The sequence below is a fragment of the Microbacterium sp. CCNWLW41 genome, from assembly GCF_037083505.1.
The window spans coordinates 210,863-234,069 of record NZ_JBAOJP010000005.1; the positions used below are offsets into that span (position 1 = coordinate 210,863).

A 23,207-nucleotide genomic window follows, 5' to 3' on the forward strand; every position below is an offset into this window, starting at 1 on the left:
CCTCCCGGGCACCCGACTTGAGCGTTCAAATCGTTATCCTACGGCTCCGTCAAACGGGTTGACAGTCGCGGGAGAGCCGTTCTACCGTGACCATCGACGGCAGACTTTGATCGTTCAAATTCGAACGACCCCACACGGAGTCGACTCCTCGCCGGCCGTCGCGCCTGACTCATCAAAGGAGAGAGACATGACACGGCACATCGCGCGCGCCGCCCTCGGGGCCGGGGCGCTCCTCGTCACCGGGGCACTGGCCCTTGCGGGCTGCGGTTCCGGATTCGACGACTCCGGCGACACCGGTGGCGGCGCCGCCGACGGCGAGCTCACGAGTTCCGACGAAAGCCTCACCATCCTGTTCGGATCGAGCGGTGACGCCGAGACCGACGCGGTGACGGAGGCGGCCGCGGCCTGGTCCGAGGAGTCGGGCATCGACGTCGAGGTGAAGGTCGCCACCGATCAGGCGCAGGAGCTCTCGCAGGGCTTCGCGGCGGGAGACCCGCCGGACCTGTTCTACCTGGCCCCCGAGTTCCTCGCGGGCTACGCCGACAACGGCTCGCTGGTCGCGTACGGCGACCTGCTGGAGAACAAGGACGACTTCTACCCGTCGCTCATCGAGAACTTCACGTACGACGACCAGTTCTACTGCGCTCCGAAGGACTTCTCGACGCTCGCCCTCATCATCAACAAAGGACTGTGGGATGCGGCGGGCCTGACCGAGGACGACATCCCGACGACATGGGACGAGCTGGCGACGGTCGCCCAGACGCTCACGAAGGACGGCGTCGTGGGGCTCGGATTCGGCTGGGAGTGGCAGCGCATCGGGACGTTCATGGCGCAGGCCGGCGGCGGCCTCATCGAGGACGGCGAAGTCATCGCCAACAGCCAGGAGAACGTCGACGCCCTCACCTACGTGCAGGAGCAGATGGCGGCGGGCTCGTTCGCGTACGCGCAGGATCTCGGCGCCGGCTGGGGCGGTGAGGCATTCGGAAAGCAGCTGAGCGCGATGACGATCGAGGGCAACTGGATCACCGGTGCCATGACGAACGACTTCCCCGACGTGGAGTACATCGTCGCGGAGCTGCCGGAGGGACCCGCCGGAAAGGGCACCCTGCAGTTCACGAACTGCTGGGGCATGGCGGCCGACAGCCCGAACCAGGAGGCGGCGCTCGACCTCGTGGAGTTCATGACGAGCGCGGAGCAGCAGCTCGCGTTCTCGGAGGCGTTCGGGCCGATGCCTTCGGCGGAGTCCGCTGCGGACCAATGGACCAGCGACAACCCGGAGCTCGCGGCCTTCCTCGCGGGCGCCGACTACGCGCAGGGCTTCCCGACGTACGACGGGTCCGCCGACGTCATCACCGACTTCAACTCCGCGCTCCAGGGACTGAAGGACGGCGATCCGCAGGAGATCCTCGACACGGTCCAGTCGAACTTCGAGGCGATCGTCGGCTGAGGGCGACTGCGATGACCGCCACCGCTTCAGCGTCTCGCCGTGCACGGGGCTCCCGATCGGGGATCCGTCGCGGCGAGACGCTGGCGGGCTGGGTCTTCACCCTGCCCGTCATCGTCATCCTCGGCGTCTTCCTGCTCGTCCCGGTGCTCATGGCGCTGTGGGTCAGCGTCTCCGACTGGAGCGGGCGCGGAAGCCCGTTCTCGGGCAACGTGAGCTTCGTCGGCCTCCAGAACTACGCCAGCGTCGCGACCGGCGAGGGCCTGACCGCGCGCGACTTCGGCACCGCCATGCGCAACAACGCGTGGTATGTGCTCCTCGTCGTGCCGCTGCAGACGGCCCTGTCGCTGTTCCTCGCCCTGCTCGTGAACGGGGCGGTGCTCCGCGGTCGCGGGTTCTTCCGCACGGCTTTCTACTTCCCGTCGGTGACCGCGAGTGTGGCGATCACGGTGCTGTGGCTGTTCCTGTTCAACCCGCGCGGCGTGGTCAACGCCGTGCTCGCCGTCGTGGGCATCGACGGACCCAACTGGTTCGCCGATCCACGAGGCATCTTCCACGTGCTGCTGTCCGGCCTCGGCGTCCGGGAGGGTCCGACGGTGCTGACCGAGAACGGGTTCATCGCCGTCTCCTGGTGGAATTGGATGGCCGGGCCCTCGGTGGCGATGTCGGCCTTCATCCTCATGGCCATCTTCACCACGAGCGGCACGTTCATGCTGCTCTTCCTCGCCGCACTGCAGAACATCGGCCCGGAGATCCAGGAAGCGGCGATGGTGGACGGGGCGAACGCCTGGCAGCGCTTCTGGCAGGTCACACTCCCGCAGCTGCGTCCCGCGCTGTTCACCGTACTGACCCTCGGGCTCATCGGCTGCTGGCAGGTGTTCGACCAGATCTACACGGGCACCCGCGGTTCACCGGCGAAGACCACGCTGACCCCGGCCTATCTGTCGTACGACGCGAGCTTCCTCGACCAGAACTGGGGTCAGGGCGCGGCGATCGCGTTCATCCTCTTCGCGATCATCGTGGTGTTCACGATGCTGCAGCGCTGGGTGCTGCGCGAGCGTCCGGTCTCACGCCGGCGCGCCCGCCAGTACGAGCTGCCCACGCGTCCGTCGACAGCGACTCCCGCCACAGTCGCCGCCAACCAGGTCCCCAGTCCGCCCGACCGGGCCGGCGCGTCCGACGCCGGCGACCCCGACCGCACGAACGGAGCCGAGCGATGACCGAGACGACCGTCGGCCGGCCGCAGACCGCGGCGCCCGCAATGCCCCGACCACGAACCCCGCAGCGACGTCGCACCTCCGGCATGGGTTGGCAGATCCTGCTGTACGCCGTGCTCATCGCCATCGCGCTCGTCTACATCTATCCGTTCCTGGTGCAGCTGTCGACGTCGTTCAAGACGGACGCCGAGGCGGCCGCCAACCCCGTGTCGCTCATCCCCCAGGTCTGGTCGACCGCGGCGTACGAGCGTCTCTTCCTGCGCAGCGACTTCCCGGTGTGGTTCGGCAATTCGGCGATCGTGACCATCACCGTCACGATCCTGCGGGTGTTCTTCGTCTCGCTCGCGGGCTACGCCCTGGCCCGACTCGACTTCCGCGGTCGGGGGATCGTGTTCGCGGCCGTCATCGCCGTCATGGCCGTTCCGAGCGTCGTGCTGCTGATCCCCCGGTTCCTCGTCATCAACCAGCTGGGCATCTACGACTCGTACGCGGGCATGATCCTGCCGCTGCTCGTCGACGCCGCGGGCGTGTTCATCATGAAGAACTTCTTCGAGTCGATCCCGGTGTCGGTCGAGGAGCAGGCGCGCATCGACGGGGCGGGCACCTTCCGCATCTTCTGGTCCGTCGTCCTCCCGATGGCCCGGCCCGCGCTGATCACGATCGTCATCCTGTCGTTCCAGGGCTCGTGGAACGAGCTGTCGCACTTCATCGTCTCGACGCAGTCGCCCGAATTGACGACCCTCACCAAGGGCGTCGCCGGGCTCGCGTCGGGCCAGCTGAGCCAGGGCACGCAGTATCCGCTCAAACTGGCGGCCGCACTGATCATGACGATCCCGGTCGCGGTGCTCTTCTTCATCTTCCAGCGGAGGATCATGAACGCCAGCCAAGGAGCCGTCAAGGAATGAGTCACGTCCCGGGCACCACGCCCCCTACTCCCCTGCAGCCGTTGCTCGACGACGCGACGATCGTCTTCCGCGCCCCGACGCAGACGTGGTCGGGTCCTCACGGCGATCTGGGCGTCGCGCCGATCCACGGGCTCTACCACGGCGACGTGCGCCACGTGCGGGCGCTCTCCCTGTCGTGCGAGGACTCGCCCGTGGAGTGGATCTCCGCCGCGCCGGACGGGCCCGACCGGCTCGTGTTCGGAGGGCTCCTCCGAGGCCTGGACGATCCCACCCCGGATCCGAAGGTGCGGATCGCCCGCGATCGCCGGGTCTCATCCGGTCGCGTCACCGAGACGATCACCGTCGCGTCCCGGCTCCCGACGCCCCTGAGGACGACCCTCACGCTCCGGCTCACGCCGGACTTCGCCCCACTGCACGACGTGAAGGCCGGCATCCCCGCCCCGCGCGTCGCCGACATCGGGAGCCCGTCGACGGATGCCGCCACCGCGGCCTCGACCGCCGGGCAGCGGCTCTCCGTCCACGCCCCGGGAGCAGCCGTCGCCGTCGACGGCGGTGAGGTCGCCGCGAGCTGGCCGGTGGAGGTGCCGCCCGGCGGTCGTGCCGAGGTGACGTGGTCGCTCGAACTGGAGGACGACGCGCTCGTCGTCCGCGAGGCGCCCTCGCCCGCACCGTGGGACGCCGGCGAGCTCGCCGCCGAGGTCGCCGTCCGCGAGCCGCGGCTCGCACGGTGGCTCGAGACGGCGCTCGGCGACCTGGACGCGCTGCGCCTGAGCCTCCCGGAGCACCCCGACGACGACTTCTTCGCCGCCGGTGCCCCCTGGTTCTTCACGCTGTTCGGACGCGACGCCCTGTGGGCGGCCCGCCTCGTGCTCCCCGTCGACGCGGGGATCGCGGCATCCACTCTCCGCGTCCTCGCGAGGCTGCAGGGGAGCAAGGACGATCCCGACACGGCGCAGGAGCCGGGCAAGATCCTCCACGAGCTTCGCGCGACGACGCTCGAGATGCCGGGCGAAGGCATCGTGCTGCCGCCGCTGTACTACGGGAGCGTCGACTCGACGCCGCTGTGGGTGTGCGTGCTCGCCGACGCCTGGCGCGCCGGGATGCCCGACGCCGAGGTCCGCGACCTCCTCCCCGCGCTCGTGCGGGCTCTCCGGTGGATCCTCGACCACGGCGACAGCGACGGCGACGGCTTCCTCGACTACGTCGACCGCACGGGCCGAGGGCTCGCCAACCAGGGATGGAAGGACTCCGGCGACTCGATCCAGTGGCGCGACGGCCGCCTCGCGGAGGGCCCGATCGCGCTCTGCGAGGTGCAGGCGTACGCGTACGAGGCGGTGATGTCGGGCGCCGATCTCCTCGACGCCTTCGGCGATGAGGGGCGGGATGCCTCGCCCGACGTGCCGGCGCCGGACGAGCTGCGCGCATGGGCGGCGCGGCTGCGCGAGCGGTTCGCCGCCGCGTTCTGGGTGGAGACGCCGGAGGGGCGCTATCCCGCGATCGCGCTGGACCGCGAGAAACGCCCCGTCGACACGCTGACGAGCAACATCGGGCACCTCCTCGGGACGGGACTGCTCGACCCCCAGGAGGAGGAGCACGTCGCGGAGCTGCTCGTGTCGCCCTCGATGGCCAGCGGCTTCGGCATCCGCACCATGTCGACCGGGGCGGCCGGCTATTGGCCGCTGTCGTACCACGGCGGCAGCGTCTGGACCCACGACAGCGCCATCTGCGCGCACGGCATGGCCCGCGCAGGACTCCGGGAGCCCGCCCGCCGGGTGGTCGACGGTCTCTTGGCCGCGGCCGAGGGGTTCGGCTATCGCGTGCCCGAGCTGCACGCCGGTGACGCCTCCGTCGACACGTCACGGCCTACGCCGTACCCGGCCGCCTGTCGCCCCCAGGCGTGGTCGGCCGCCGCGGCGGTCACGTGCCGCGAGGTCCTCCGCGGCTGAGCCCCACGGCCCGGCTACCCGGCGAAGTGCGCCAGGATCCTCGCCACCACCTCCTCCCGCGCCTGGTCGGACTCCAGCTGCTCCAGGCCGAAGCCGAACAGGAGCGTGTCGGGCGTCGCCGTCGCGCTGTGGAACGGTCCCTCGGCGTCGTACCGGAAGAACTCCGCCGCGTTGCCCGGGCTCGACTCCGGTGCCCCGAGCACCTGCCATGCGCCGGTGCCGGTCTCGAAGCCCTCGACCTCGGTCGCGACGCCGCCGACCACGAGGGCCGTGTCGTCGAGCATCAGCCCGGTCTCGCCGGTGAACGGGTCGGTGACATAGCTGACGACGATCTCGACCTCTTGGCCGGCATACGCCGAGAGGTCGAACGACACCGGGATCCACCCGCCCGAGTTGCCCGTGAACGAGTTCCACTCCCCCGTGGCGGTCGTCGGCAGGCACGGGTCGCCCTGCGTGATGTACTCCGCCAGCTGCGGGTGGATGGCCAGGAAGAAGCCCGCCTCGCACTCGGCGGGCACCTCCGTCGAGGTGGCGCCGTTCTCGTCCGCGAGCGTGGTCCAATGGTCGCCGCCCACGACACGGGCCTCGACGATGACGTGGTCGTAGCCGAGCTCCGTGGAGTACGACATCTTCGCGTCGAAGGTCGCCGTCTCGCCCGCTCCGAGCGACGGCACCGTGTAGGTGCGCCCCAGCCGCTGATAGCCGTCGTCGATGTGCGACGCGAACATCGCCCACTCGCCTCCGACCGGGATGAACGGGCCCGAGGGCGCCACGTACTCGGCCGCCGCCCAGCTCTCGAACTGCGGGAACTGCTCGACCGGGAGCACGTCGCTCGTCGCCGTGAGCAGGCCCGCCTCGTCGATGGGGTTGTCCGCGACGGCCGGTCCGCCGAACAGGGCTTCCAGGTCTGTCAGCGGTTCGGCGATGCCGGTGATCCCGTCGGCGGCGACCGGCGTGCGGTCGTAGGCGCCGAGCCAGTACTGCGTGAAGTCGTCGGCCAGAAGCAGGCAGTCCGCGAAGAAGTCCGACGTCACGACGCAGTCCTCATCCGGCGCACCGTCCAGGCCGTAGTAGATGCCGCCCAGCGCGGCTCCGAGCTGGCCGTAGTACCCGACCGTCTCGCCGGCGAGCGCGAGCTTCCCGCCCTCGTTGAGGAAGTCCCGCACCGCGATCGTCAGGTACTGCTGACGCTCGGCGACCGAGAGGTCGGTGACCTCGCCGAACAGGTAGGTCTCGGTGAGGAGGTCCTCCTCGTCCTGCGTCAGCCGGTTGTCGCCGAGGTACCACAGCACGGCGTCGTAGTGGCTGAGCACGCCGAGGTCGTGCGGCACGCCGTCGACGTCGACGTCCCACACGTCCGCGGCGACGCCGTTGGCCTCGAGCGCGGCCACGTGCGCGTCGGCGTACTTCGGCCCGTCCTCCTGTCGCGGCTCGCCGGCGTTGCGGGCGCCGGAGTAGTCCTCGTTGGCGATGACCAGCACCGCGCTGGAACTGTCCTGCACCACGTCGTACGTGAAGTGCGTGCTCTCCACGCGCTCGTTCGCACCCCGACCCCTGGTGTCGCCCGCCGCGGGTCTGGCAGAGAACCACACCTCCACGCTGTCGCCCGGCCCGGCGCCGGTGACGCTGCCGCGGTACTCCGCGTAGTAGTCGGAGTTCTCGTCGCCGTAGCGCTCGCCGCCGCGCCACTCCTCGACCGGGACCGAGACCGCCGGCCCGCCGTCGATCCGGTAGTTCATCTCCATCTTGCGGAGGTCGCGCTTGGCCCACACCGCGACCGTCTGCGGGTCGCCGTACGAGACCGAGAACGTGTCGACGCGGAAGTCCTCGGCGTCGCGTCCGACCACCGAGACGGGGTCGTCCGGGTCCTTCGCCGACTCGGCGACCGCCAGCGCGAACGGGATGTTCTTCTCGAACTCGGCCTGGATGAGCTCCTCGTCGTCGGGGAAGTGGAACCCGCTCGCGCAGTCCTCCGCCTCCCATTCGTCGTCGGGAACCGAGTCCGAGGCCGACTCGCACGTAGCCATCTCCGGTGTGAAGCCGAGCACGCCGTACGCCTCCTGCGCGTGCGAGTCGGTGTCGCCGTTGGTGGTGTAGAGCTCCGCCGAGAGGTCGGGGTCGTAGCCGGGCACCGCCGGGTCGGCGTCGTCTCCGACCATCGCCTCGTAGACGACGTCGTCGGGAGAGGGCGTGGCCACCTGCCAGCCGATGCCGTGGAGCAGCAGCTCCGCCGCCGAGTGGTAGTTGACGAGGAACTCCGGCGTGAGCTCGGCGAAGAGCCCGTCGAGCGCCTGCGTCTCGGGCTCGGAGGCCGGCGACGGGCCGCGGTAGGTCTCGGAGCCCGGTGACGGCGAGGACCCCTCGTTGTCGTAGCCCCAGCGCGTCGGGAAGTTGCGGTTGAGATCGACGCCGTCGTCGGGCGTGATGGCGCCGTCGCCGTTGTTGTCTTTCAGGTTCTTCCGCCACAGGCGCCGGCCGGGCTCGAAGGTGAAGTCGTAGCCGTCGGGGTTCGCCACGGGCACGAACCAGAGCTCCGTGGTGTCCACGAGGTCGGTGATCCGCGGGTCCTCCCCGTACGAGGTGACGATGTGGTCGAGCAGCCGCCGCACCATCTCGGGGGTGATCCACTCGCGGGCGTGCTGCGCCCCGACATAGATCGTCGTCGGCCGTGCGCCGTCGTTCCGGCTGCCGGCAGCCTTGGTGATCCGCACGGCACCGATGTCCTGCCCCTGCGTGGACTGGCCGATGACCCGGAAGTCCGCGATCTTCGGATGCTGCGCCGCGACGTCCTGGAGCTCCTCGAGCAAGCCCCCCGGGCCGCCGTACATGCGGAACACGCCGTCCCCCGCGGCCAGGGAGCGCAGGCCTGCGGTCGGCCGCTTCGGCTCGAGCGCCGTCCCCTCCTCCGCGAGCGCCGCTGCCTGGTCGGGGCTGAGGATGACCTGCACCCCCATCTCGCCGGGTGCGTCGCCTGCGGTGGTCACGACCTCGTGCCGGTCCACGCCGAGGCCGACGATCGCCGCCAGGCCGTCGGCATCCACCGAACCGGTGTAGACGGCGAGGGCGTCGTCCGTCGGCGGCGGCTCGGGACCGGCGAAGGCGGGACTCACCGTGAGACCGGTGAGGACGAGGGCTGCGGCGGCGGCCGCGGCGAGCGTGCGGATCATGAGCTTCCCCTTGTCACGCGTGTGCGGTGACCGGGTCGCGGCGGGTGTCCCCCGGCGCTCGGCGCGACGCGGACGGTCAACTTCTACCCCTCGCGCGATGACGCGTCAAGGGGACGGCGCGCGGGTGCCCGGCGTTCGGCTGCTCAGTCGACCTTGGCGACCGTGCCGCCGGTGAGGCGCACGAGCTCGTCGAACGTGAGGGGGAACACGGTGTGCGGCGTGCCGCCCGCCGCCCAGATCTCGGGATAACCCGCAAGGTCCTCGTCGACGACGGTGGCGAGCGGTGCCGGGTGCCCTGTCGGTGCGACGCCGCCGATCGCCTGACCGGTCGCCTCGCGCACCTGCTCCGGGGTGGCGCGCCGGATCCTCCCGCGACCCAGGCGCTCGGCCAGCAGCGTCGTGTCGACACGGTGCGCACCGCTCGTCATGACCAGGAGCGGCTCGTCGTCGCTCCAGAAGACCAGGCTGTTGGCGATCGCGCCGACCTCGACACCGAGAGCCGCCGCGGCGAGGGCCGCGGTGGACGCGGCATCCGGAAGCACCACGATGTCACCGGCGATGCCGGCCGCGCGCAGCGCGTCGTGCACGAGCCGACTGCGGGCGGGAAGGGAGTCGGGGATGGTCACCGCATCAGCCTAGGGCGAACGCGCACGCGCGAGGGGCACCGCGGCCGCGCACTCTGCGCCCCACTGCGCGAGGAGCCCCGCGCTCACGGGGCATTGTGCGCAATCGCCGCCGAGACGGTTGAACAATCCGCAGGATCGGTGTGCAATGAGAACGGATGCCGCAACGCCGCGGCATCCGCAGCGCACTGCCCACGAGGCCCGCCGAAGGAAGTATCGCGATGACGCACTCTCTGCCCTCCCTGCCCCTGCCTGATTTCACGCACGAACGGGTGGAGGTGATCACCGGCCGGCGGAGCGGCCTGTTCATCGCCGTGGCGCTGCACTCCTCGGTGCTCGGCTCCGCGCTGGGCGGCGCGCGGCTGTGGTCGTACCCGCACTGGAGCGACGCGCTCGGCGACGCACTGCGGCTGTCGGCGGCCATGACGCTCAAGAACGCCGCGGCCGGCCTCGACGCCGGCGGCGGCAAGTCCGTCATCGCGCTGCCCCCCGGCCTCACGCTCGACGCCGATGGCAGGCGCGCGGCGTTCCTCGATCTCGGCGACGCGGTGGAGTCGCTGCACGGCCTGTACCGCACGGCGGAGGACGTGGGCTCGACGACCGACGACATGCTGGTCGTGAGCGAGCGCACCGAGCACGTCGTCGGCCTCCCCGACGCCGTCGGCGGCTCAGGCGAGCCGGCCGGCCCCACGAGCCTCGGCGTGTACGAATCCATCCGCGCGACACTCGAGCGCATCGCCGGCTCGGCCGACGTCGCAGGGCGCCGCATCACCATCTCCGGACTCGGTCAGGTCGGCAGCCGCCTCGCCGTGCGGCTGTCCGCCGAGGGCGCGCACCTCACCGTGACGGACGTCAACCCTGCCAAGCGCGACCTCGCCGCCGAGATCGACGCCCGCTGGGCGCTGCCCGGCGAGGAGCACCTCATCCCCGCGGACGTCTTCGTGCCGGCCGGGATCGGCGGCCTCCTGACCGACGAGGTCATCGACGCCCTCGACGCGAAGGCCGTGTGCGGACCGGCGAACAACCCGCTCGCCGACCACAGCGGCGCCGACCGGCTCGCCGCCCGCGGCATCCTGTACGCACCAGACTTCGTCGTCAACGCCGGCGGCGTCATCTACCTCGACCTCGAGGCGAAGAAGCTCGGCACGCGCGCCGAGATCATGGACCGTGTGGCCCGCATCGGCGACACGGTGCGGCGCATCTTCGACGAGGCCGAGGCACGCGGGGTGACGCCACTCGAGGCCGCGGAGGGGCTCGCCGCCGAGCGCCTGGCATCCGGCGGGCGCCAGCCCGTCCTCGCCCACTGATCCCGGGGGCCGACCCGTCCGCGCGTCCCGCCGCCGCGGACGGCCGCCACGGCTAGGTTGGCGCCATGGAAGGGCTGTGGCTCGCGGCGCTGAGCGGCCTGATCGGCGGCGGCACGCTCCTGGTCGGCGCGACGGTCGCCTGGTACGTCGACATCCCGCAGCGGGTCGTCGCGGGCATCATGGCGGTCGGCGCGGGTGTGCTGATCTCGACGCTCGCCTTCGAGCTCGTCGAGGAGGCCGCCGAGGACGGCGGCCTCCTCCCGACGACGGTCGGCTTCCTGGGCGGCGCGGTCCTCTACATCGTCGCCGACCAGCTGCTGTCGCGACGGAGCAGACCGGCGCAGGCCCCGACGCCCGCGCGGGACGGGACCCCGGCGAACATCGCCGCCCGACGTGCCGGGACCCGCATCGCCGGCGGTGCAGGGCTGGTCATCGCGGTCGGCGCCCTCATCGACGGCATCCCCGAGTCCCTCGTCATGGGCCTGTCGGTGCTGCAGGGCGGAATCAGCATCCCGATCGTCGCGGCGATCGCGATCAGCAACTTCCCCGAGGGACTGGGCTCCACAGCAGCGCTCAAGCGAGGCGGCAGCAGCGGCCGCTTCGTCGCCCTGCTGTGGGGCGGCATCGCGCTCATCACGGTCGTGGCGGCGGTGCTCGGCTACGTCGCGTTCCAATCCGCCACACCGAACCTCATCGCACTGATCACCACCATCGCCGCCGGAGGCCTGCTCGCGATGGTGTGCAACACCATGATCCCCGAGGCGTTCGACGAGCAGCACGCGCTCACCGGCCTGTGGGCGACGATCGGCTTCCTCGCCGCGTTCCTGCTGCACGAGCTGGCGGGCTGAAAGCCGGGGCGGCGGCGGGGCGCGCGTCGATGCCAGAGTGGGTGCCATGAGACTCCTGCGCCGGCTCGCGCGCTACCCGCTGGTGTGGCTCACGCTGGCGGTGCTGATCGCCGTGCTGTCGCTCGGCGCGGCCGGCAGCACCGACGCGGCGAAGTGGCTGGCGATCGTGTACGTGGGCGGCGTCATCGCCTGGACGCTCCTCGGCATGATCCGGGACGTGCTCCGCGGCCACGTCGGGCTCGACATCCTCGCCGTCGTCGCGATGATCGCGACGCTCGCCGTCGGCGAGTACGTCGCCTCGCTCGTGATCGTCCTGATGCTCTCGGGCGGCGAGGCGCTGGAGGACTACGCCGGCCGTCGCGCGAGGCGGGAGCTCACCGCCCTCCTGGACCGCTCCCCCCGGATCGCGCACGTGCTGGTCCATCCGGGGTCGGGCAGCGACGAGGCGCAGGACACGGATGCCGACGACGTGCGCATCGGCGACATCCTCCTGATCCGCCCCTCCGAGATCGTCCCGGTCGACGGCACGCTGCTCTCCGGCGAGGCCTCGTTCGACGAGTCGTCGCTCACCGGCGAGAGCCTGCCCGTCCACCGTGCCGTCGGCGACGAGGTGCTGTCGGGGTCGGTCAACGGCTCGCACGCCGTGCACGTCCGCGCGCTGCGGCGCAGCGCCGACAGCCAGTACCAGCAGATCGTGGAACTCGTGAAGCAGGCGCAGGACGAGCGGGCGCCGACGGTGCGGCTCGCCGACCGCTTCGCCGTCCCGTTCACCGCCGTGTCACTGGTGATCGCCGGCACCGCATGGGCGGTCTCGGGCGATCCCACGCGGTTCGCCGAGGTGCTGGTGCTGGCGACGCCGTGCCCGCTGCTCATCGCGGCGCCGGTCGCGTTCCTCGGCGGGCTCTCGCGCGCGGCGAAGGCGGGCGTCGTGGTGAAGGGCGGCGGTGTCATCGAGCAGCTGGCGCGGGCGCGGTCCGCCGCATTCGACAAGACGGGCACCCTCACCGAAGGGCGTCCGGACCTCGTCGCTGTCGATGCCGCCGACGGGTTCGACGAGGACGAGCTCCTCGCGCTCGCCGCCTCCGCCGAGCAGTACTCCAGTCACGTGCTGGCCGCCGGCATCCGGCGCGCGGCCGCGGACCGCGGCATCCCCCTTCGCCCCGCCGCCGACGCGCAGGAGGTCGCCACGAACGGCGTGACGGCCGTGATCGACGGCCGCACGGTGGTCGTCGGAAAACCCGCGTACGTGGCCGCCTTGGCGCCGGACACCGTCCGCCGCGACGTCGACACCGGTGAGGCCGCGGCGTACGTGGCCGTGGACGGGCGGTTCGCGGGGACGCTGGTGCTCGCCGACGACCCGCGCCCGGAATCGGCCGCCGTCGTGGCGTGGCTGCGGGAGCAGGGCATGGAGCGCATCGTCATGCTCACGGGAGACACGAAGACGACAGCGGATGCCGTCGCCCGCGCCGTCGGCATCACCGACGTCAACGCCGAGCTCCTCCCCCGCGAGAAGGTGCACCTCGCCGCTGAGATGCGGCCGCGGCCGGTGCTCATGGTGGGCGACGGGGTGAACGACGCCCCGGTCCTGGCCGCCTCCGACATCGGCATCGCGATGGGAGCCAAGGGCGCCACCGCCGCGGGCGAGGCGGCCGACGCGGTCGTGCTGAAGGACTCGCTGCTGGGCGTGGCCGAAGCGATATCGATCGGCCGGCACACCCTGCGCGTCGCCTACGTCGCCATCTGGATCGGCATCGCACTGAGCATCGCCCTGATGCTGGTCGCGACCACGGGTGTGATCCCGGCCGTCGTGGGCGCGCTCATCCAGGAGGTCGTCGACCTGGCGACGATCCTCTACGCCCTGCGGGCGCTGACCGGTCCCCCGACCGGGCTCACGGCCCCCACCGGTGCTCCCGCACGCGCGAGCACCGGTGGGCCCGGTTCGCGAGCAGTCTGAATCCGCACCCTCTGCCGGGCGTCGGCTCAGGCCGTGGCCCAGAGGCCGTCGTCGTCGGCGACGGGTGCCGGGGCGTCGGCCGAGAGGCCGTGCAGCAGCTCGAGCGCGGCGCGCGCGTCGTCGATGCGCCCTTCGACGGCGAGCTCCTTGATGCGCACCGACGGACGGTGCAGCAGCACGCCGGCGAGGTGGCGCAGCGCCGCCTCGACGTCGTCGCCGGCGCCGCGCGAGCGGGCGCGGGCGATCTCGTCGTCGACGATCTTCAGCACGTCGCGGCGGAGCGCGGTGATCGCGGGTCCGGCCTCGCGGTCGGCGTGGAACTCCGTCGCCGCGTCGCCGACGATGGCGCGGGCGTCGGCGTGCGCGTTGAACTGCTCCAGCGGAGCGTGGAGGCGGATGGTCTCGAGGTCGAGCAGCTCGACGGCCTGGACGGCGCCGACGGCCGGGTCGACGTTGCGAGGCAGGCCCAGGTCGATCACGAGCACCCGGTGCCCTGGGACGAACGCGTCGGCGTGCACGACCGCGTCGGCGGTGCAGGTGATGACGACGTCGGCCTGCGCCGCCGCCGCGGCGAAGTCCGTCACCGGGATGAGACCGCGCTGCGCGGCGAACGCCTCCGCGCGGCCCGAGGGCGAGAAGACGTGGATGTCGCCGGCACCGCGGGCGCGGAGCGCGTCGACGGTGCGCGCGGCGTAGCGGCCGGTGCCGACGAGCACGACGCGGGCGGTGGCCCAGTCGGCGACGCGGCTCGACGCGAGCTCGAGCGCCAGGCGCACGAGGGACCGGTGCGCGCCGCGAAGCTGCGTGCGGTTGCGCACGCCGCGGCTGGTGTGCGTGGCCCTCTGGAAGAGACGCTCGAGCTCACCGCTGGTGAGTCCGTCGGCCCGCGCGGCGTCGAGGGCGCGGCGCACCTGCCCGGAGATCTCGTCCTCGCCGACGACGACCGATTCGAGGCCGCTGGTGACGGCGAAGAGGTGGGCGGCGGCATCCGCCCCGGAATGCACGGCGACCGACGCGCGCAGCAGATCCGCGGAGACGCCGGATGCCTCGGCCATGGCCTCGACCACGGACTCGACCGCGACGGCCTCGCCGCCGGTGAGGGGCTCGTCGATGTCGAGGTACGCCTCGAACCGGTTGCACGTCGCGAGCACGACGGCGCCCGACACGAAGAACTCGTCCTCCACGAGCGCCCGGGTCGCCGTGGGCGCACCCACGGACAGACGCTCCAGGACGTCGAGGCTCGCGTTCCGATGGTTCGCGGTCAGACAGAGGAGCACGAGCCTAATCTTAACGTGTGCTGTTGCATGACTCTCACCCTTCCGTCCTTCAGAGAAACGATCCCCCGCCGCTGATACGCGCGTATCGCGGCGAGCGGCCGACCCCGACCCCGGTGTGGTTCATGCGGCAGGCGGGCCGATCACTGCCCGAGTACCGCGAGCTGCGGGTGGGCACCGACATGCTCGACGCGTGCCTGAACCCGGAGCTCGCCAGCGAGATCACGCTGCAGCCCGTGCGGCGGCACGGTGTCGACGCGGGGATCTTCTTCAGCGACATCGTGATCCCCGTGCGCCTGTCGGGCGTCGACGTGCGCATCGTCGCGGGCCGCGGTCCTGTGCTGGAGAACCCGGTGCGGACGGCTGCGGATGTCGCGAACCTCCCGCCGCTGGACCCCGCAGCGCTCGCTCCGATCCGTGAGGCCGTGGCCCTCACCGTCGCCGAGCTCGGCACGACGCCGCTCATCGGCTTCGCCGGAGCCCCTTACACGCTGGCGTCGTACCTCGTCGAGGGCGGCCCCTCGAAGGAGCAGCTCAGGACGCGCGCGCTCATGCACTCGGATCCCGAGACCTGGGCCGCGCTGCTCGGCTGGTGCGCCGAGATCACCGGCGCTTTCCTCGCGGCCCAGATCGAGGCGGGCGCTTCGGCCGGGCAGCTGTTCGACTCGTGGGCGGGCTCACTGAGCCTCGCCGACTACACGCAGCACGTCGCGCCGTTCTCCGTCCGCGCGCTGGACGCCGTGCGCGACCTGGGCGTGCCCCTGGTGCACTTCGGTGTCGGCACCGGCGAGCTCCTCGCCGCGATGCGCGACGTCGGCGTCGACGCGGTCGGCGTGGACTGGCGCCTGCCGCTGGACGAGGCGGTCCGCCGGCTCGGGACCGGCGTCTCGGTGCAGGGCAACATCGACCCCGCTCTCCTGCGCGCGCCCTGGCCGGTGCTCGAGGCGCACATCGTCGACGTGCTCGAGCGCGGGCGGGCGGCGCGGGCCCACGTGGTGAACCTGGGGCACGGCGTGCCCCCGGACACCGACCCGGCGGTGCTCACACGCATCGTGGAGTTCGTCCACGCGCATGACTGACTTCTCGGTCGTCGGAGGCGGCGTCGCGGGTCTGGTCGTCGCCCGCCGGCTCGCGGCCTCGGGCGCGGCGGTGACCCTGTTCGAGGCATCCGATCGCCTCGGCGGAACTGTGGCGAGGCACGACGTGGCCGGCATCGCGCTGGATGCCGGCGCCGAGAGCTTCGCCGTCCGCGGCGGGGTCGTCGCGGCCCTGCTCGCGGAGTTGGGCCTGGCCGACGACATCGTCGCCCCCGCCCCCTGGCCGGCGTGGCTGCAGCCCGTGGTCGGCGAAGCCGTGCCGCTGCCGGCGACCGCGCTCCTCGGCATCCCGTCCGACCCGCTCGCCGACGACGTGGTGCGGGTGGTCGGCCGCCCCGCCGCAGAGCGCGCGGTCGAGCTCGATGCCCGCCCGTGGGGAGCAGCGGTGCCGTCGACACTCGGGGCCCTTGTCCGCGAGCGGTTCGGCGACGACGTGCTCGATCTCCTCGTGGCGCCCGTCGTGCACGGCGTGCACTCGCAGCATCCCGACGAGCTGCCCGTCGCCCGCGCGCATCCCGGGCTGCCCGAGGCCCTCACCAGCGCCGGATCGCTCGGGGGCGCCGTCGCGCGGCTCCGCGCCACCGCAGCGCCGGGTGCGGCGGTGGCGGGCATCCGCGGGGGCATCAACCGCGTCGTGCCGGCCCTCGCCGAGGATGTCGCCCGCCACGGCGGCGACATCCGTCTCTCCACGCCCGTCGGCGATCTCGCGACGCTGGGCGGCACCGTGGTCGTCGCCGCGCCCCGCCTCGCGGCGCCCGCCGCCCCCGGTCGACGCATCGATCTCGTGACGCTCGTCGTGGAGCAGGACCGACTGGATGCCGCGCCACGCGGCACCGGACTGCTCGTCGCCGCGGGGGCACCGGTGGGCGCACGCGCCCTGACCCACGCCACGGCCAAATGGGAGTGGCTGCGCGAGGCGGCCGCCGGCCGCCACGTGCTGCGCCTGTCGTACGACGCGACCCCGGCCGATCCCGTCGCCGCCGCGCGCGCCGACGCCGAGACGCTCCTCGGCGTGCCGCTGCCGGTCGTCGTCGGCACCGCACACGTCTCGTGGGTGCGGCCTGCGGCGGCGACCCCGCCGGCCGGGCTCACGGTCGTCGGCGAGACGGTCGCCGGGTCGGGCCTGGCGGGCCTCATCGCCCACGCCGAGCGCACCGCCGCCGAGCTGCTCGCCCGCTGAGCCTCGGACGGCGCCACCGGAAACGCTCCCCGCGAGGAGTGGAAGGATAGAGGGTATGACCGATGTCCCGGCGACCACCCCCTCTGAAACCCTCGGCTACACCCTGTGGGCGGTCTTCCGCCGGGACCCCTCCCGGCCCGCGCCGGCCGGCGATCTGACGGCCGCGGTGGCCGAGGTCGAGGCATCCGGAGTCGTCGTCCGCGGGTTCTACGACGTCTCGGGGCTGCGCGCCGACGCCGACATCATGATCTGGCTCACCGGCATCGGGATCGCGCCGGAGGCGCTGCAGTCCGCGCTGCGGACGCTGCGCCGCGCCGAGCCGCTCGGGTCGCTGCTGCCGGTCTGGAACGCCATGGGCGTGCACCGCGACGCCGAGTTCACCGCCAGCCACCTGCCCGCCTTCATGCGCGACAAGGATCCGGAGGCCTGGCTGACCGTCTACCCGTTCGTGCGCTCGTACGACTGGTACATCCTCCCCGACGAGGAGCGGCGGCAGATGCTCGCCGACCACGGCCGCAAGGGCGCCGCGCACCGCTCCGTGCTGAGCAACACCGTCGCCTCCTTCGCACTCGGCGACTACGAGTGGATCCTCGCGCTCGAGGCGCCGGAGCTGGTCGAGCTGGTCGACCTGATGCGGGACCTCCGCCAGACCGAGGCGCGGCGCCACGTGCGCGAAGAGGTGCCGTTCTACACCGGCCGTCGCATCGACCTCGCCGAGATCGCCGAGGTGCTGGCGTGACCACGCTCCGGATCGGCACGCGGGGCAGTGCGCTGGCGCTCGCCCAGACCGGCATGGTCGCCGACGACCTCGCCGACGCCACCGGCGTCGCGACCGAGCTCGTCACCATCACGACCGACGGCGACCGCTCGAACGAGCCGCTGTCACGCGCGGGCGGGACGGGCCTGTTCACCGGCGCGCTCCGTGACGCGCTCCTCGCCGGCCAGTGCGACGTCATAGTGCACTCGCTCAAGGACCTCCCCACCGCACCGCACGACGAGCTCGTGGTCGCCGCGATCCCCGCCCGCGAGGACCCGCGGGACGCGCTGTGCGCCCGCGACGGGCTCACGCTCGAGCAGCTTCCCGCCGGCGCGCGCATCGGGACCGGGTCACCTCGCCGCATGGCGCAGCTGCGGGCGCGCCGTCCCGACGTGGAGGTCGTCGACATCCGCGGCAACGTCGACACGCGCCTCGGAAAGGTGAGCGGCGGAGAGCTGGATGCCGTCATCCTCGCCGCCGCCGGGCTCCGTCGCGTCGGCCGCACCGACGTCGTGACCGAGTACCTCGACGCCGACGCGTGGCCCACCGCGCCCGGCCAGGGGGCCCTCGCGATCGAGGTGCGCCGCGGCCAGGAGCACCTCGTCGACGCCCTCGACCACCGCGAGACCCGCGCCGCCGTCGAGGCGGAGCGCGAGGTGCTCGCCCTCCTCGAGGCCGGCTGCTCGGCGCCCGTCGGCGCGCGCGCCGTCGTCGACGCCGGACTCCTGCTGCTGTCGGCGAGCGTCTACAGCCTCGACGGTGCGACGAGGCTCACGTCGTCGCACGCCACCACGTGGCCCGAGGACGAGGGCGATCCGCCGCGCGAGGTCGCGGCATCCGTCGCCCGTGAGCTGCTCGATGCCGGCGCGGCCGGCCTGACGGGAGAACGCCCGTGACGTACGCACCCGCCGACCGTCCCCGCCGCCTGCGCGCCACCCCGGCGATGCGGCGTCTCGTCGCCGAGACGCGGCTGCACCCGGCCGAGCTGATCCTCCCGATGTTCGTGCGCGAGGGCGCCGGCGAACCGGTCCCCATCTCGTCCATGCCCGGCGTCGTGCAGCACACGACCGAGAGCCTGAGGCAGGCGGTGGCGGATGCCGCGGCCGCCGGCATCGGCGGCATCATGCTGTTCGGCGTGCCCGAGCACAAGGACGCGGTGGGCTCCGGCGCGACCGATCCCGACGGCATCCTGAACGTCGCGACGCGCATCGCGGTCGCCGAGGCGGGCGACGCGCTCGTCGTGCAGACCGATCTCTGCCTCGACGAGTTCACCGACCACGGCCACTGCGGCGTGCTCGACGCCCACGGCTACGTCGACAACGACGCGACCCTCGAGCGATACCGCGAGATGGGTGTGGCCCAGGCCGAGGCCGGGTCGCAGCTGCTGGGCCTGTCGGGCATGATGGACGGCCAGGTCGCCGCGGTGCGCGACGCGCTCGATGACGCCGGTTACGGGAACACCCCGATCCTCGCGTACGCGGCGAAGTACGCCTCGGCGTTCTACGGCCCGTTCCGCGAGGCCGTGCAGTCCTCGCTCGAGGGCGATCGGCGCACCTACCAGCAGGACCCCGCCAACCGCCGCGAGGGTGCCCGCGAGCTCGATCTCGACATCGCCGAGGGCGCCGATATCGTCATGGTGAAGCCCGCGATGAGCTACCTCGACGTGCTGGCCGATGCCGCGGCCGCGAGCCCGGTGCCGGTCTGGGCGTACCAGGTGTCGGGCGAGTACGCCATGATCGAGGCGGCCGCCGCGCACGGGTGGATCGACCGCCGCCGCGCCATCGAGGAGTCGGTGATCGGCATCCGCCGCGCCGGCGCCGACGCCGTGCTGACCTACTGGGCCCTGGAGCTTGCGGAGTGGATCCGATGACGACGAATCAGCAGGAGTTCGCCCGCGCCCGCGGCGCGATGCCCGGCGGCGTGAACTCGCCCGTGCGCGCGTTCGGCTCGGTGCACGAGACACCGCGCTTCTTCGTGTCGGCGTCGGGCCCCTACGTCACCGACGTCGAGGGTCGCGAGTACGTCGACCTCGTCGGCTCGTGGGGGCCGGCGATCCTCGGGCACGCCCACCCCGCCGTCGTGAAGGCGGTGCAGGATGCCGCGGCCCGAGGCCTCGGCTTCGGCGCGTCGACGCCGGGCGAGACCGAGCTGGCCGAGCTCATCGCGGCGCGGGTGCGCCGGGACGGTGCCGCCGCCCCCGTCGAGCGGGTGCGGCTGGTGTCGACCGGCACCGAGGCGACGATGACCGCGATCCGCCTCGCGCGCGGCGCCACCGACCGCGACCTCGTCGTCAAGTTCGCCGGCCACTACCACGGGCACTCCGACGGCCTGCTGGCCGACGCGGGATCGGGTGTCGCGACGCTCGCGCTGCCCGGATCGGCGGGGGTCCCCGCCGCCATCGCCGCGCAGACGCTCGTCATCCCCTACAACGACCTCGACGCCGTGCGCGAGGTGTTCGACGCCCGCGGTGACGACATCGCCGCCGTGATCGTCGAGGCGGCGCCCGCCAACATGGGCATCGTGCCGCCGGCCCACGGGTTCAACGCCGCCCTCGCCGACATCGCGCACGCGCACGGCGCACTGCTGATCCTCGACGAGGTGCTGACCGGCTTCCGCGTCGGCCCGGCCGGGTGGTACGGCATCGACCCGGTGCCGTTCTCGCCCGACCTCATCACGTTCGGCAAGGTGGTCGGCGGCGGCCTCCCGCTCGCCGCGCTGGGCGGCCCGGCCGCGCTGATGGAGCTCCTCGCCCCGCTCGGGCCGGTGTACCAGGCGGGCACGCTGAGCGGCAACCCGCTCGCCGTCGCGGCGGGGCGCACGACGCTGGACCACCTCGACGCGGCCGCGTACGCGCGGATCGACGCCGCAGCGGCGACGATCGCGGAGGCCGCGGCATCCGCACTCTCGGACGCGGGCGTCACGCACGTCGTGCAGCGCGCGGGCAGCCTCTTCTCGATCCAGTTCGCCGAGACCCCGCCGACGGACTACGACACCGTCAAGGCGCAGGAGACGTTCCGCTACCCGCCGTTCTTCCGGTCGATGCTGGAGCAGGGCGTGTCACTGCCCCCATCGGTGTTCGAGGCGTGGTTCGTCTCGGCCGCGCACGACGACGCCGCCGTGTCGCGCATCGTCGAGGCGCTCCCCGCGGCCGCCCGGGCTGCGGCCGAGGCGACGCCCGCCTGACGGGTGCGCGTCCGACCGATCTCCTGATCCGGGGACGCGCGAGCCCGGCGGCGCGCATGATGGGAGCATGACGAAGCTCGTCGCGGTGCACGGCGACATCACCACCCAGGACGCCGACGCGATCGTCAACGCCGCGAACAACGCCATGCGCGGCGGTGGCGGCGTGGACGGCGCGATCCACCGTGCCGGCGGACCGGAGATCCTGCGGGAGTGCATCGAGCGTTTCCCCTACGGCCTTGCCACCGGCGACGCGGGGTGGACCCGCGGCGGCGCGCTGCCCGCCCGCTGGGTGGTGCACACCGTGGGGCCGAACTACGGTGCCGGACAGCGCGACCGCGCGCTGCTGGAATCCTGCTATCGCAGGGCGCTCGAGATCGCCGACGAGCTGGACGCGCGCCACGTCGCCTTCCCGCTCATCAGCGCCGGCGTGTACGCCTGGCCCCGGCGCGAGGCCATCACCGCGGCGATCGACACCATCGCCGCGTCGTCGTCCGGAGTCGAGCGGGTGTCGCTCGTCGCGCACGACGCAGGCACGCACCAGGAGATCGCATCGGCGCTCGCCATGGCCGGCTCGGTGCGGATCCTCCAGGGCGTCCGCGAGCTGCACCGGCGGGGCTTCCACAGCCTGCGGGTGCACCCGGGCGTCGCACCGTCGGGCATGCACTGGCGGGTGGTGCTGACGGATGCCGCCGACCCGGCGTCCTCCGTCCGCTACACCTCCGCGGCCGGGACGTCCTTCGCGGACGGGGTGGTCGACGCCACGACGGATGCCGGCGATGTCGCCGACCTCATCCTGCGGGCCCTGCCCGGTCTCTCGGCCGGCGCGGACGCCCCTCGGTACGCCGAGTGGTACGAAGGACTCCTCGCCCGCGTCGAGCCCGAGCACCGGCTTCCCGTGTCGTTCGCCGACTACTTCGACGACCGCACCGGGTGGGAGATCGGCTGGGGCAGCGGGGAGCGGTATCCGGCGCCGCCGGACTGACCGCTCGCGCGCGCGGGGCACCGGAAACGACAAGACCCCCGGCTGTGCGGGGGTCTCTCTCGGTGGACCTGAGGGGATTCGAACCCCTGACCTCTTCATTGCGAACGAAGCGCGCTACCAACTGCGCCACAGGCCCTTGAACCTCAGAAACACTATCACGGTTGCCCACCCGCTCCGAATCCCGAGGGCGCCGCCGAGGGGTCTACTGGCCGGCTGCGCGGCGGGTCAGCAGCTGCCGGACGTGCGCCTCGATCTCGGCGTCGTCGACGTACCCCATCCGGCCGTACACGCTGCCCTCCGAGGCGCTCCGAGCGGTGCGGGCCGCCTCGATCGGCGCGGGCTGCGGCGCCTCGGAACGCGCGAGCATCGCCTGTTCCAGCGCCGCCTGCCGCAGCGCCGCACGCGCGGCCTCCGCGTCCAGCACGGCGGCCGCCCGCGAACCCGCCGACGCCGTGAGGGGCCGGGGAAGGTCGCGCGGCTCCCAGGCGCGCTCTGCGCGCTCCAGCTCGACGTCCTGGAGTTCGGCGGCGCGTCGGGGCGCGGCATCCGCCGACCTCGACACGGCGCGTGAGGCCACACGTGCCAGACGCTGAAGCGTGAGGACGGATGCCGCGGCCATGCCGACCCCGGTCCACAGCAGCGCCTGCGCTCCCGCGGTGAGGGTCTCGAACACTCCCCACCCCGCCAGCGCGATGCCGGCGAGGCCGGCGAGCGTCGCGACGAGCCGGAAGCGGCGCCGTGCGCGGGCACGACGCGCGTCGGGAAGCGCGCGCGCCGCGGCGATCTCGGCACGGGCGGCCGCCTCGGCGGCCTCGCGCTCGGCGCGGGCGCGTTCCAGGCTGACGCGGGCGGCGGCTTCGGCGGCGACCCGCTCGGCACGGGTGCGCTCCCGATCGAGCCGGGCGGCCACCTCGGCGGCCTCGCGCTCGGCGCGGGCGCGCTCCAGCTCGACGCGGGCGCCCTCGAGGGCGGCCTGCTCGCGTTCTGCGAGCGCCCGCCTGGCCAGCCGCTGCTGCGCGGCGGCGGTGCGCGCGTTGAGCTCGAGCCGCACCTCTTCCGGAGTCTCACTCGTCTCGGCGAGCACGCGCAGCGCCTGGCTCAGGCGCACGGCGTTGCGCTCGGCGGCGTCGTACTGGCGACGGCTGTGCCACGTCGGCAGCAGGTAGATCAGCCAGAGGGCGGCGGCGACGAGGACGATGACGCCCCCGCCCAGCACCTGCCCATCCATAGACCCCACGCTAAGGGACTGGATGCCGATGACCGCGGCATCCGGTCGCGTGTCACGCAAGCCGGTTTTCGCCGGGTCAGCGTCGGGATCCGCCG

At 72.7% G+C, this 23,207-nt stretch carries 18 protein-coding genes and 1 tRNA gene; 14 read left to right on the top strand and 5 right to left on the bottom strand.

Going from position 1 to position 23,207, the window contains the following annotated elements:
- Nucleotides 1-187: 187 nt before the first annotated feature.
- The 4 genes from V6R91_RS19400 to V6R91_RS19415 all read left to right on the top strand — a co-directional run bounded on the left by V6R91_RS19400 (nt 188) and on the right by V6R91_RS19415 (nt 5,512).
- Complete coding sequence (locus V6R91_RS19400) at nt 188-1,447, top strand: sugar ABC transporter substrate-binding protein (protein WP_336396557.1); 1,260 nt, start codon at nt 188-190, stop codon at nt 1,445-1,447.
- An 11-nt stretch (nt 1,448-1,458) separates the two neighbouring features.
- Nucleotides 1,459-2,664, top strand: coding sequence for a carbohydrate ABC transporter permease (locus V6R91_RS19405; RefSeq protein WP_336396558.1), 1,206 nt, complete (start codon nt 1,459-1,461; stop codon nt 2,662-2,664).
- An 83-nt stretch (nt 2,665-2,747) separates the two neighbouring features.
- The gene (locus V6R91_RS19410) at nt 2,748-3,566 is read left to right on the top strand and encodes a carbohydrate ABC transporter permease (RefSeq protein ID WP_442928155.1); all 819 of its coding nucleotides are present in this window, start codon (nt 2,748-2,750) and stop codon (nt 3,564-3,566) included.
- On the top strand, nt 3,563-5,512 hold the full coding sequence (locus V6R91_RS19415) for a glycogen debranching N-terminal domain-containing protein (RefSeq protein WP_336396559.1): 1,950 nt from the start codon (nt 3,563-3,565) through the stop codon (nt 5,510-5,512). The genes V6R91_RS19410 and V6R91_RS19415 overlap by 4 nt, the downstream gene beginning before the upstream one ends.
- A 14-nt stretch (nt 5,513-5,526) precedes the next feature.
- On the opposite strand, the gene V6R91_RS19420 is transcribed toward V6R91_RS19415, so the two are convergent.
- Together V6R91_RS19420 and V6R91_RS19425 are read right to left on the bottom strand one after the other, a co-directional pair.
- On the bottom strand, nt 5,527-8,679 hold the full coding sequence (locus tag V6R91_RS19420) for a M14 family metallopeptidase (protein ID WP_336396560.1): 3,153 nt from the start codon (nt 8,677-8,679) through the stop codon (nt 5,527-5,529).
- 143 nt (nt 8,680-8,822) lie between these two features.
- A complete protein-coding gene (locus tag V6R91_RS19425; protein WP_336396769.1) occupies nt 8,823-9,299 on the bottom strand; it encodes a YbaK/EbsC family protein in 477 nt (158 codons plus the stop codon).
- A 224-nt stretch (nt 9,300-9,523) separates the two neighbouring features.
- On the opposite strand from V6R91_RS19425, the gene V6R91_RS19430 reads away from it, so the two are divergent.
- From V6R91_RS19430 to V6R91_RS19440, 3 genes are all read left to right on the top strand, one after another.
- Nucleotides 9,524-10,609: a Glu/Leu/Phe/Val dehydrogenase family protein gene (locus tag V6R91_RS19430; RefSeq protein ID WP_336396561.1), complete on the top strand. Its 1,086-nt coding sequence runs from the start codon at nt 9,524-9,526 to the stop codon at nt 10,607-10,609.
- A gap of 65 nt (nt 10,610-10,674) precedes the next feature.
- The gene (locus tag V6R91_RS19435) at nt 10,675-11,457 is read left to right on the top strand and encodes a ZIP family metal transporter (RefSeq protein ID WP_336396562.1); all 783 of its coding nucleotides are present in this window, start codon (nt 10,675-10,677) and stop codon (nt 11,455-11,457) included.
- A gap of 46 nt (nt 11,458-11,503) precedes the next feature.
- A complete protein-coding gene (locus tag V6R91_RS19440) occupies nt 11,504-13,411 on the top strand; it encodes a heavy metal translocating P-type ATPase (RefSeq protein WP_336396563.1) in 1,908 nt (635 codons plus the stop codon).
- Nucleotides 13,412-13,437: 26 nt separating this feature from the next.
- Here the strand turns inward: V6R91_RS19440 and V6R91_RS19445 are convergent, their stop codons facing one another.
- Complete coding sequence (locus V6R91_RS19445; protein ID WP_336396564.1) at nt 13,438-14,688, bottom strand: glutamyl-tRNA reductase; 1,251 nt, start codon at nt 14,686-14,688, stop codon at nt 13,438-13,440.
- Nucleotides 14,689-14,705: 17 nt separating this feature from the next.
- Between V6R91_RS19445 and hemE the strand changes: the two genes are divergently transcribed.
- The 7 genes from hemE (at nt 14,706) to V6R91_RS19480 (ending at nt 21,884) form a co-directional block, all read left to right on the top strand.
- Complete coding sequence (hemE, locus tag V6R91_RS19450) at nt 14,706-15,764, top strand: uroporphyrinogen decarboxylase (RefSeq protein ID WP_378881688.1); 1,059 nt, start codon at nt 14,706-14,708, stop codon at nt 15,762-15,764.
- Complete coding sequence (locus tag V6R91_RS19455) at nt 15,757-16,962, top strand: protoporphyrinogen/coproporphyrinogen oxidase (RefSeq protein WP_336396565.1); 1,206 nt, start codon at nt 15,757-15,759, stop codon at nt 16,960-16,962. Before hemE ends, V6R91_RS19455 begins: the two co-directional genes overlap by 8 nt.
- A 55-nt stretch (nt 16,963-17,017) precedes the next feature.
- A complete protein-coding gene (gene hemQ / locus V6R91_RS19460) occupies nt 17,018-17,701 on the top strand; it encodes a hydrogen peroxide-dependent heme synthase (RefSeq protein ID WP_336396566.1) in 684 nt (227 codons plus the stop codon).
- The gene (hemC, locus tag V6R91_RS19465; RefSeq protein WP_336396567.1) at nt 17,698-18,615 is read left to right on the top strand and encodes a hydroxymethylbilane synthase; all 918 of its coding nucleotides are present in this window, start codon (nt 17,698-17,700) and stop codon (nt 18,613-18,615) included. The genes hemQ and hemC overlap by 4 nt, the downstream gene beginning before the upstream one ends.
- Entirely contained in the window at nt 18,612-19,589 is a 978-nt protein-coding gene (gene hemB / locus V6R91_RS19470) for a porphobilinogen synthase (protein WP_336396568.1), read from the top strand. Before hemC ends, hemB begins: the two co-directional genes overlap by 4 nt.
- Complete coding sequence (gene hemL, locus V6R91_RS19475; RefSeq protein ID WP_336396569.1) at nt 19,586-20,902, top strand: glutamate-1-semialdehyde 2,1-aminomutase; 1,317 nt, start codon at nt 19,586-19,588, stop codon at nt 20,900-20,902. The genes hemB and hemL overlap by 4 nt, the downstream gene beginning before the upstream one ends.
- Nucleotides 20,903-20,969: 67 nt before the next feature.
- Complete coding sequence (locus V6R91_RS19480) at nt 20,970-21,884, top strand: macro domain-containing protein (RefSeq protein ID WP_336396570.1); 915 nt, start codon at nt 20,970-20,972, stop codon at nt 21,882-21,884.
- A 63-nt stretch (nt 21,885-21,947) separates the two neighbouring features.
- Here the strand turns inward: V6R91_RS19480 and V6R91_RS19485 are convergent.
- Together V6R91_RS19485 and V6R91_RS19490 are read right to left on the bottom strand one after the other, a co-directional pair.
- Nucleotides 21,948-22,020, bottom strand: a tRNA-Ala gene (locus V6R91_RS19485).
- A 66-nt stretch (nt 22,021-22,086) separates the two neighbouring features.
- The gene (locus tag V6R91_RS19490) at nt 22,087-23,112 is read right to left on the bottom strand and encodes a large exoprotein (protein ID WP_336396571.1); all 1,026 of its coding nucleotides are present in this window, start codon (nt 23,110-23,112) and stop codon (nt 22,087-22,089) included.
- Between the last annotated feature and the right edge of the window lie 95 nt (nt 23,113-23,207).

Bases quoted from the DNA above. Each gene is read 5' to 3' on its own strand.
- V6R91_RS19400 (WP_336396557.1), top strand. From the start codon at position 188: ATGACACGGCACATCGCGCGCGCCGCCCTCGGGGCCGGGGCGCTCCTC.
- V6R91_RS19405 (WP_336396558.1), top strand. From the start codon at position 1,459: ATGACCGCCACCGCTTCAGCGTCTCGCCGTGCACGGGGCTCCCGATCG.
- V6R91_RS19410 (WP_442928155.1), top strand. From the start codon at position 2,748: ATGGGTTGGCAGATCCTGCTGTACGCCGTGCTCATCGCCATCGCGCTC.
- V6R91_RS19415 (WP_336396559.1), top strand. From the start codon at position 3,563: ATGAGTCACGTCCCGGGCACCACGCCCCCTACTCCCCTGCAGCCGTTG.
- V6R91_RS19420 (WP_336396560.1), bottom strand. From the start codon at position 8,679: ATGATCCGCACGCTCGCCGCGGCCGCCGCCGCAGCCCTCGTCCTCACC.
- V6R91_RS19430 (WP_336396561.1), top strand. From the start codon at position 9,524: ATGACGCACTCTCTGCCCTCCCTGCCCCTGCCTGATTTCACGCACGAA.
- V6R91_RS19435 (WP_336396562.1), top strand. From the start codon at position 10,675: ATGGAAGGGCTGTGGCTCGCGGCGCTGAGCGGCCTGATCGGCGGCGGC.
- V6R91_RS19440 (WP_336396563.1), top strand. From the start codon at position 11,504: ATGAGACTCCTGCGCCGGCTCGCGCGCTACCCGCTGGTGTGGCTCACG.
- V6R91_RS19455 (WP_336396565.1), top strand. From the start codon at position 15,757: ATGACTGACTTCTCGGTCGTCGGAGGCGGCGTCGCGGGTCTGGTCGTC.
- hemQ (WP_336396566.1), top strand. From the start codon at position 17,018: ATGACCGATGTCCCGGCGACCACCCCCTCTGAAACCCTCGGCTACACC.
- hemL (WP_336396569.1), top strand. From the start codon at position 19,586: ATGACGACGAATCAGCAGGAGTTCGCCCGCGCCCGCGGCGCGATGCCC.
- V6R91_RS19480 (WP_336396570.1), top strand. From the start codon at position 20,970: ATGACGAAGCTCGTCGCGGTGCACGGCGACATCACCACCCAGGACGCC.
- V6R91_RS19490 (WP_336396571.1), bottom strand. From the start codon at position 23,112: ATGGATGGGCAGGTGCTGGGCGGGGGCGTCATCGTCCTCGTCGCCGCC.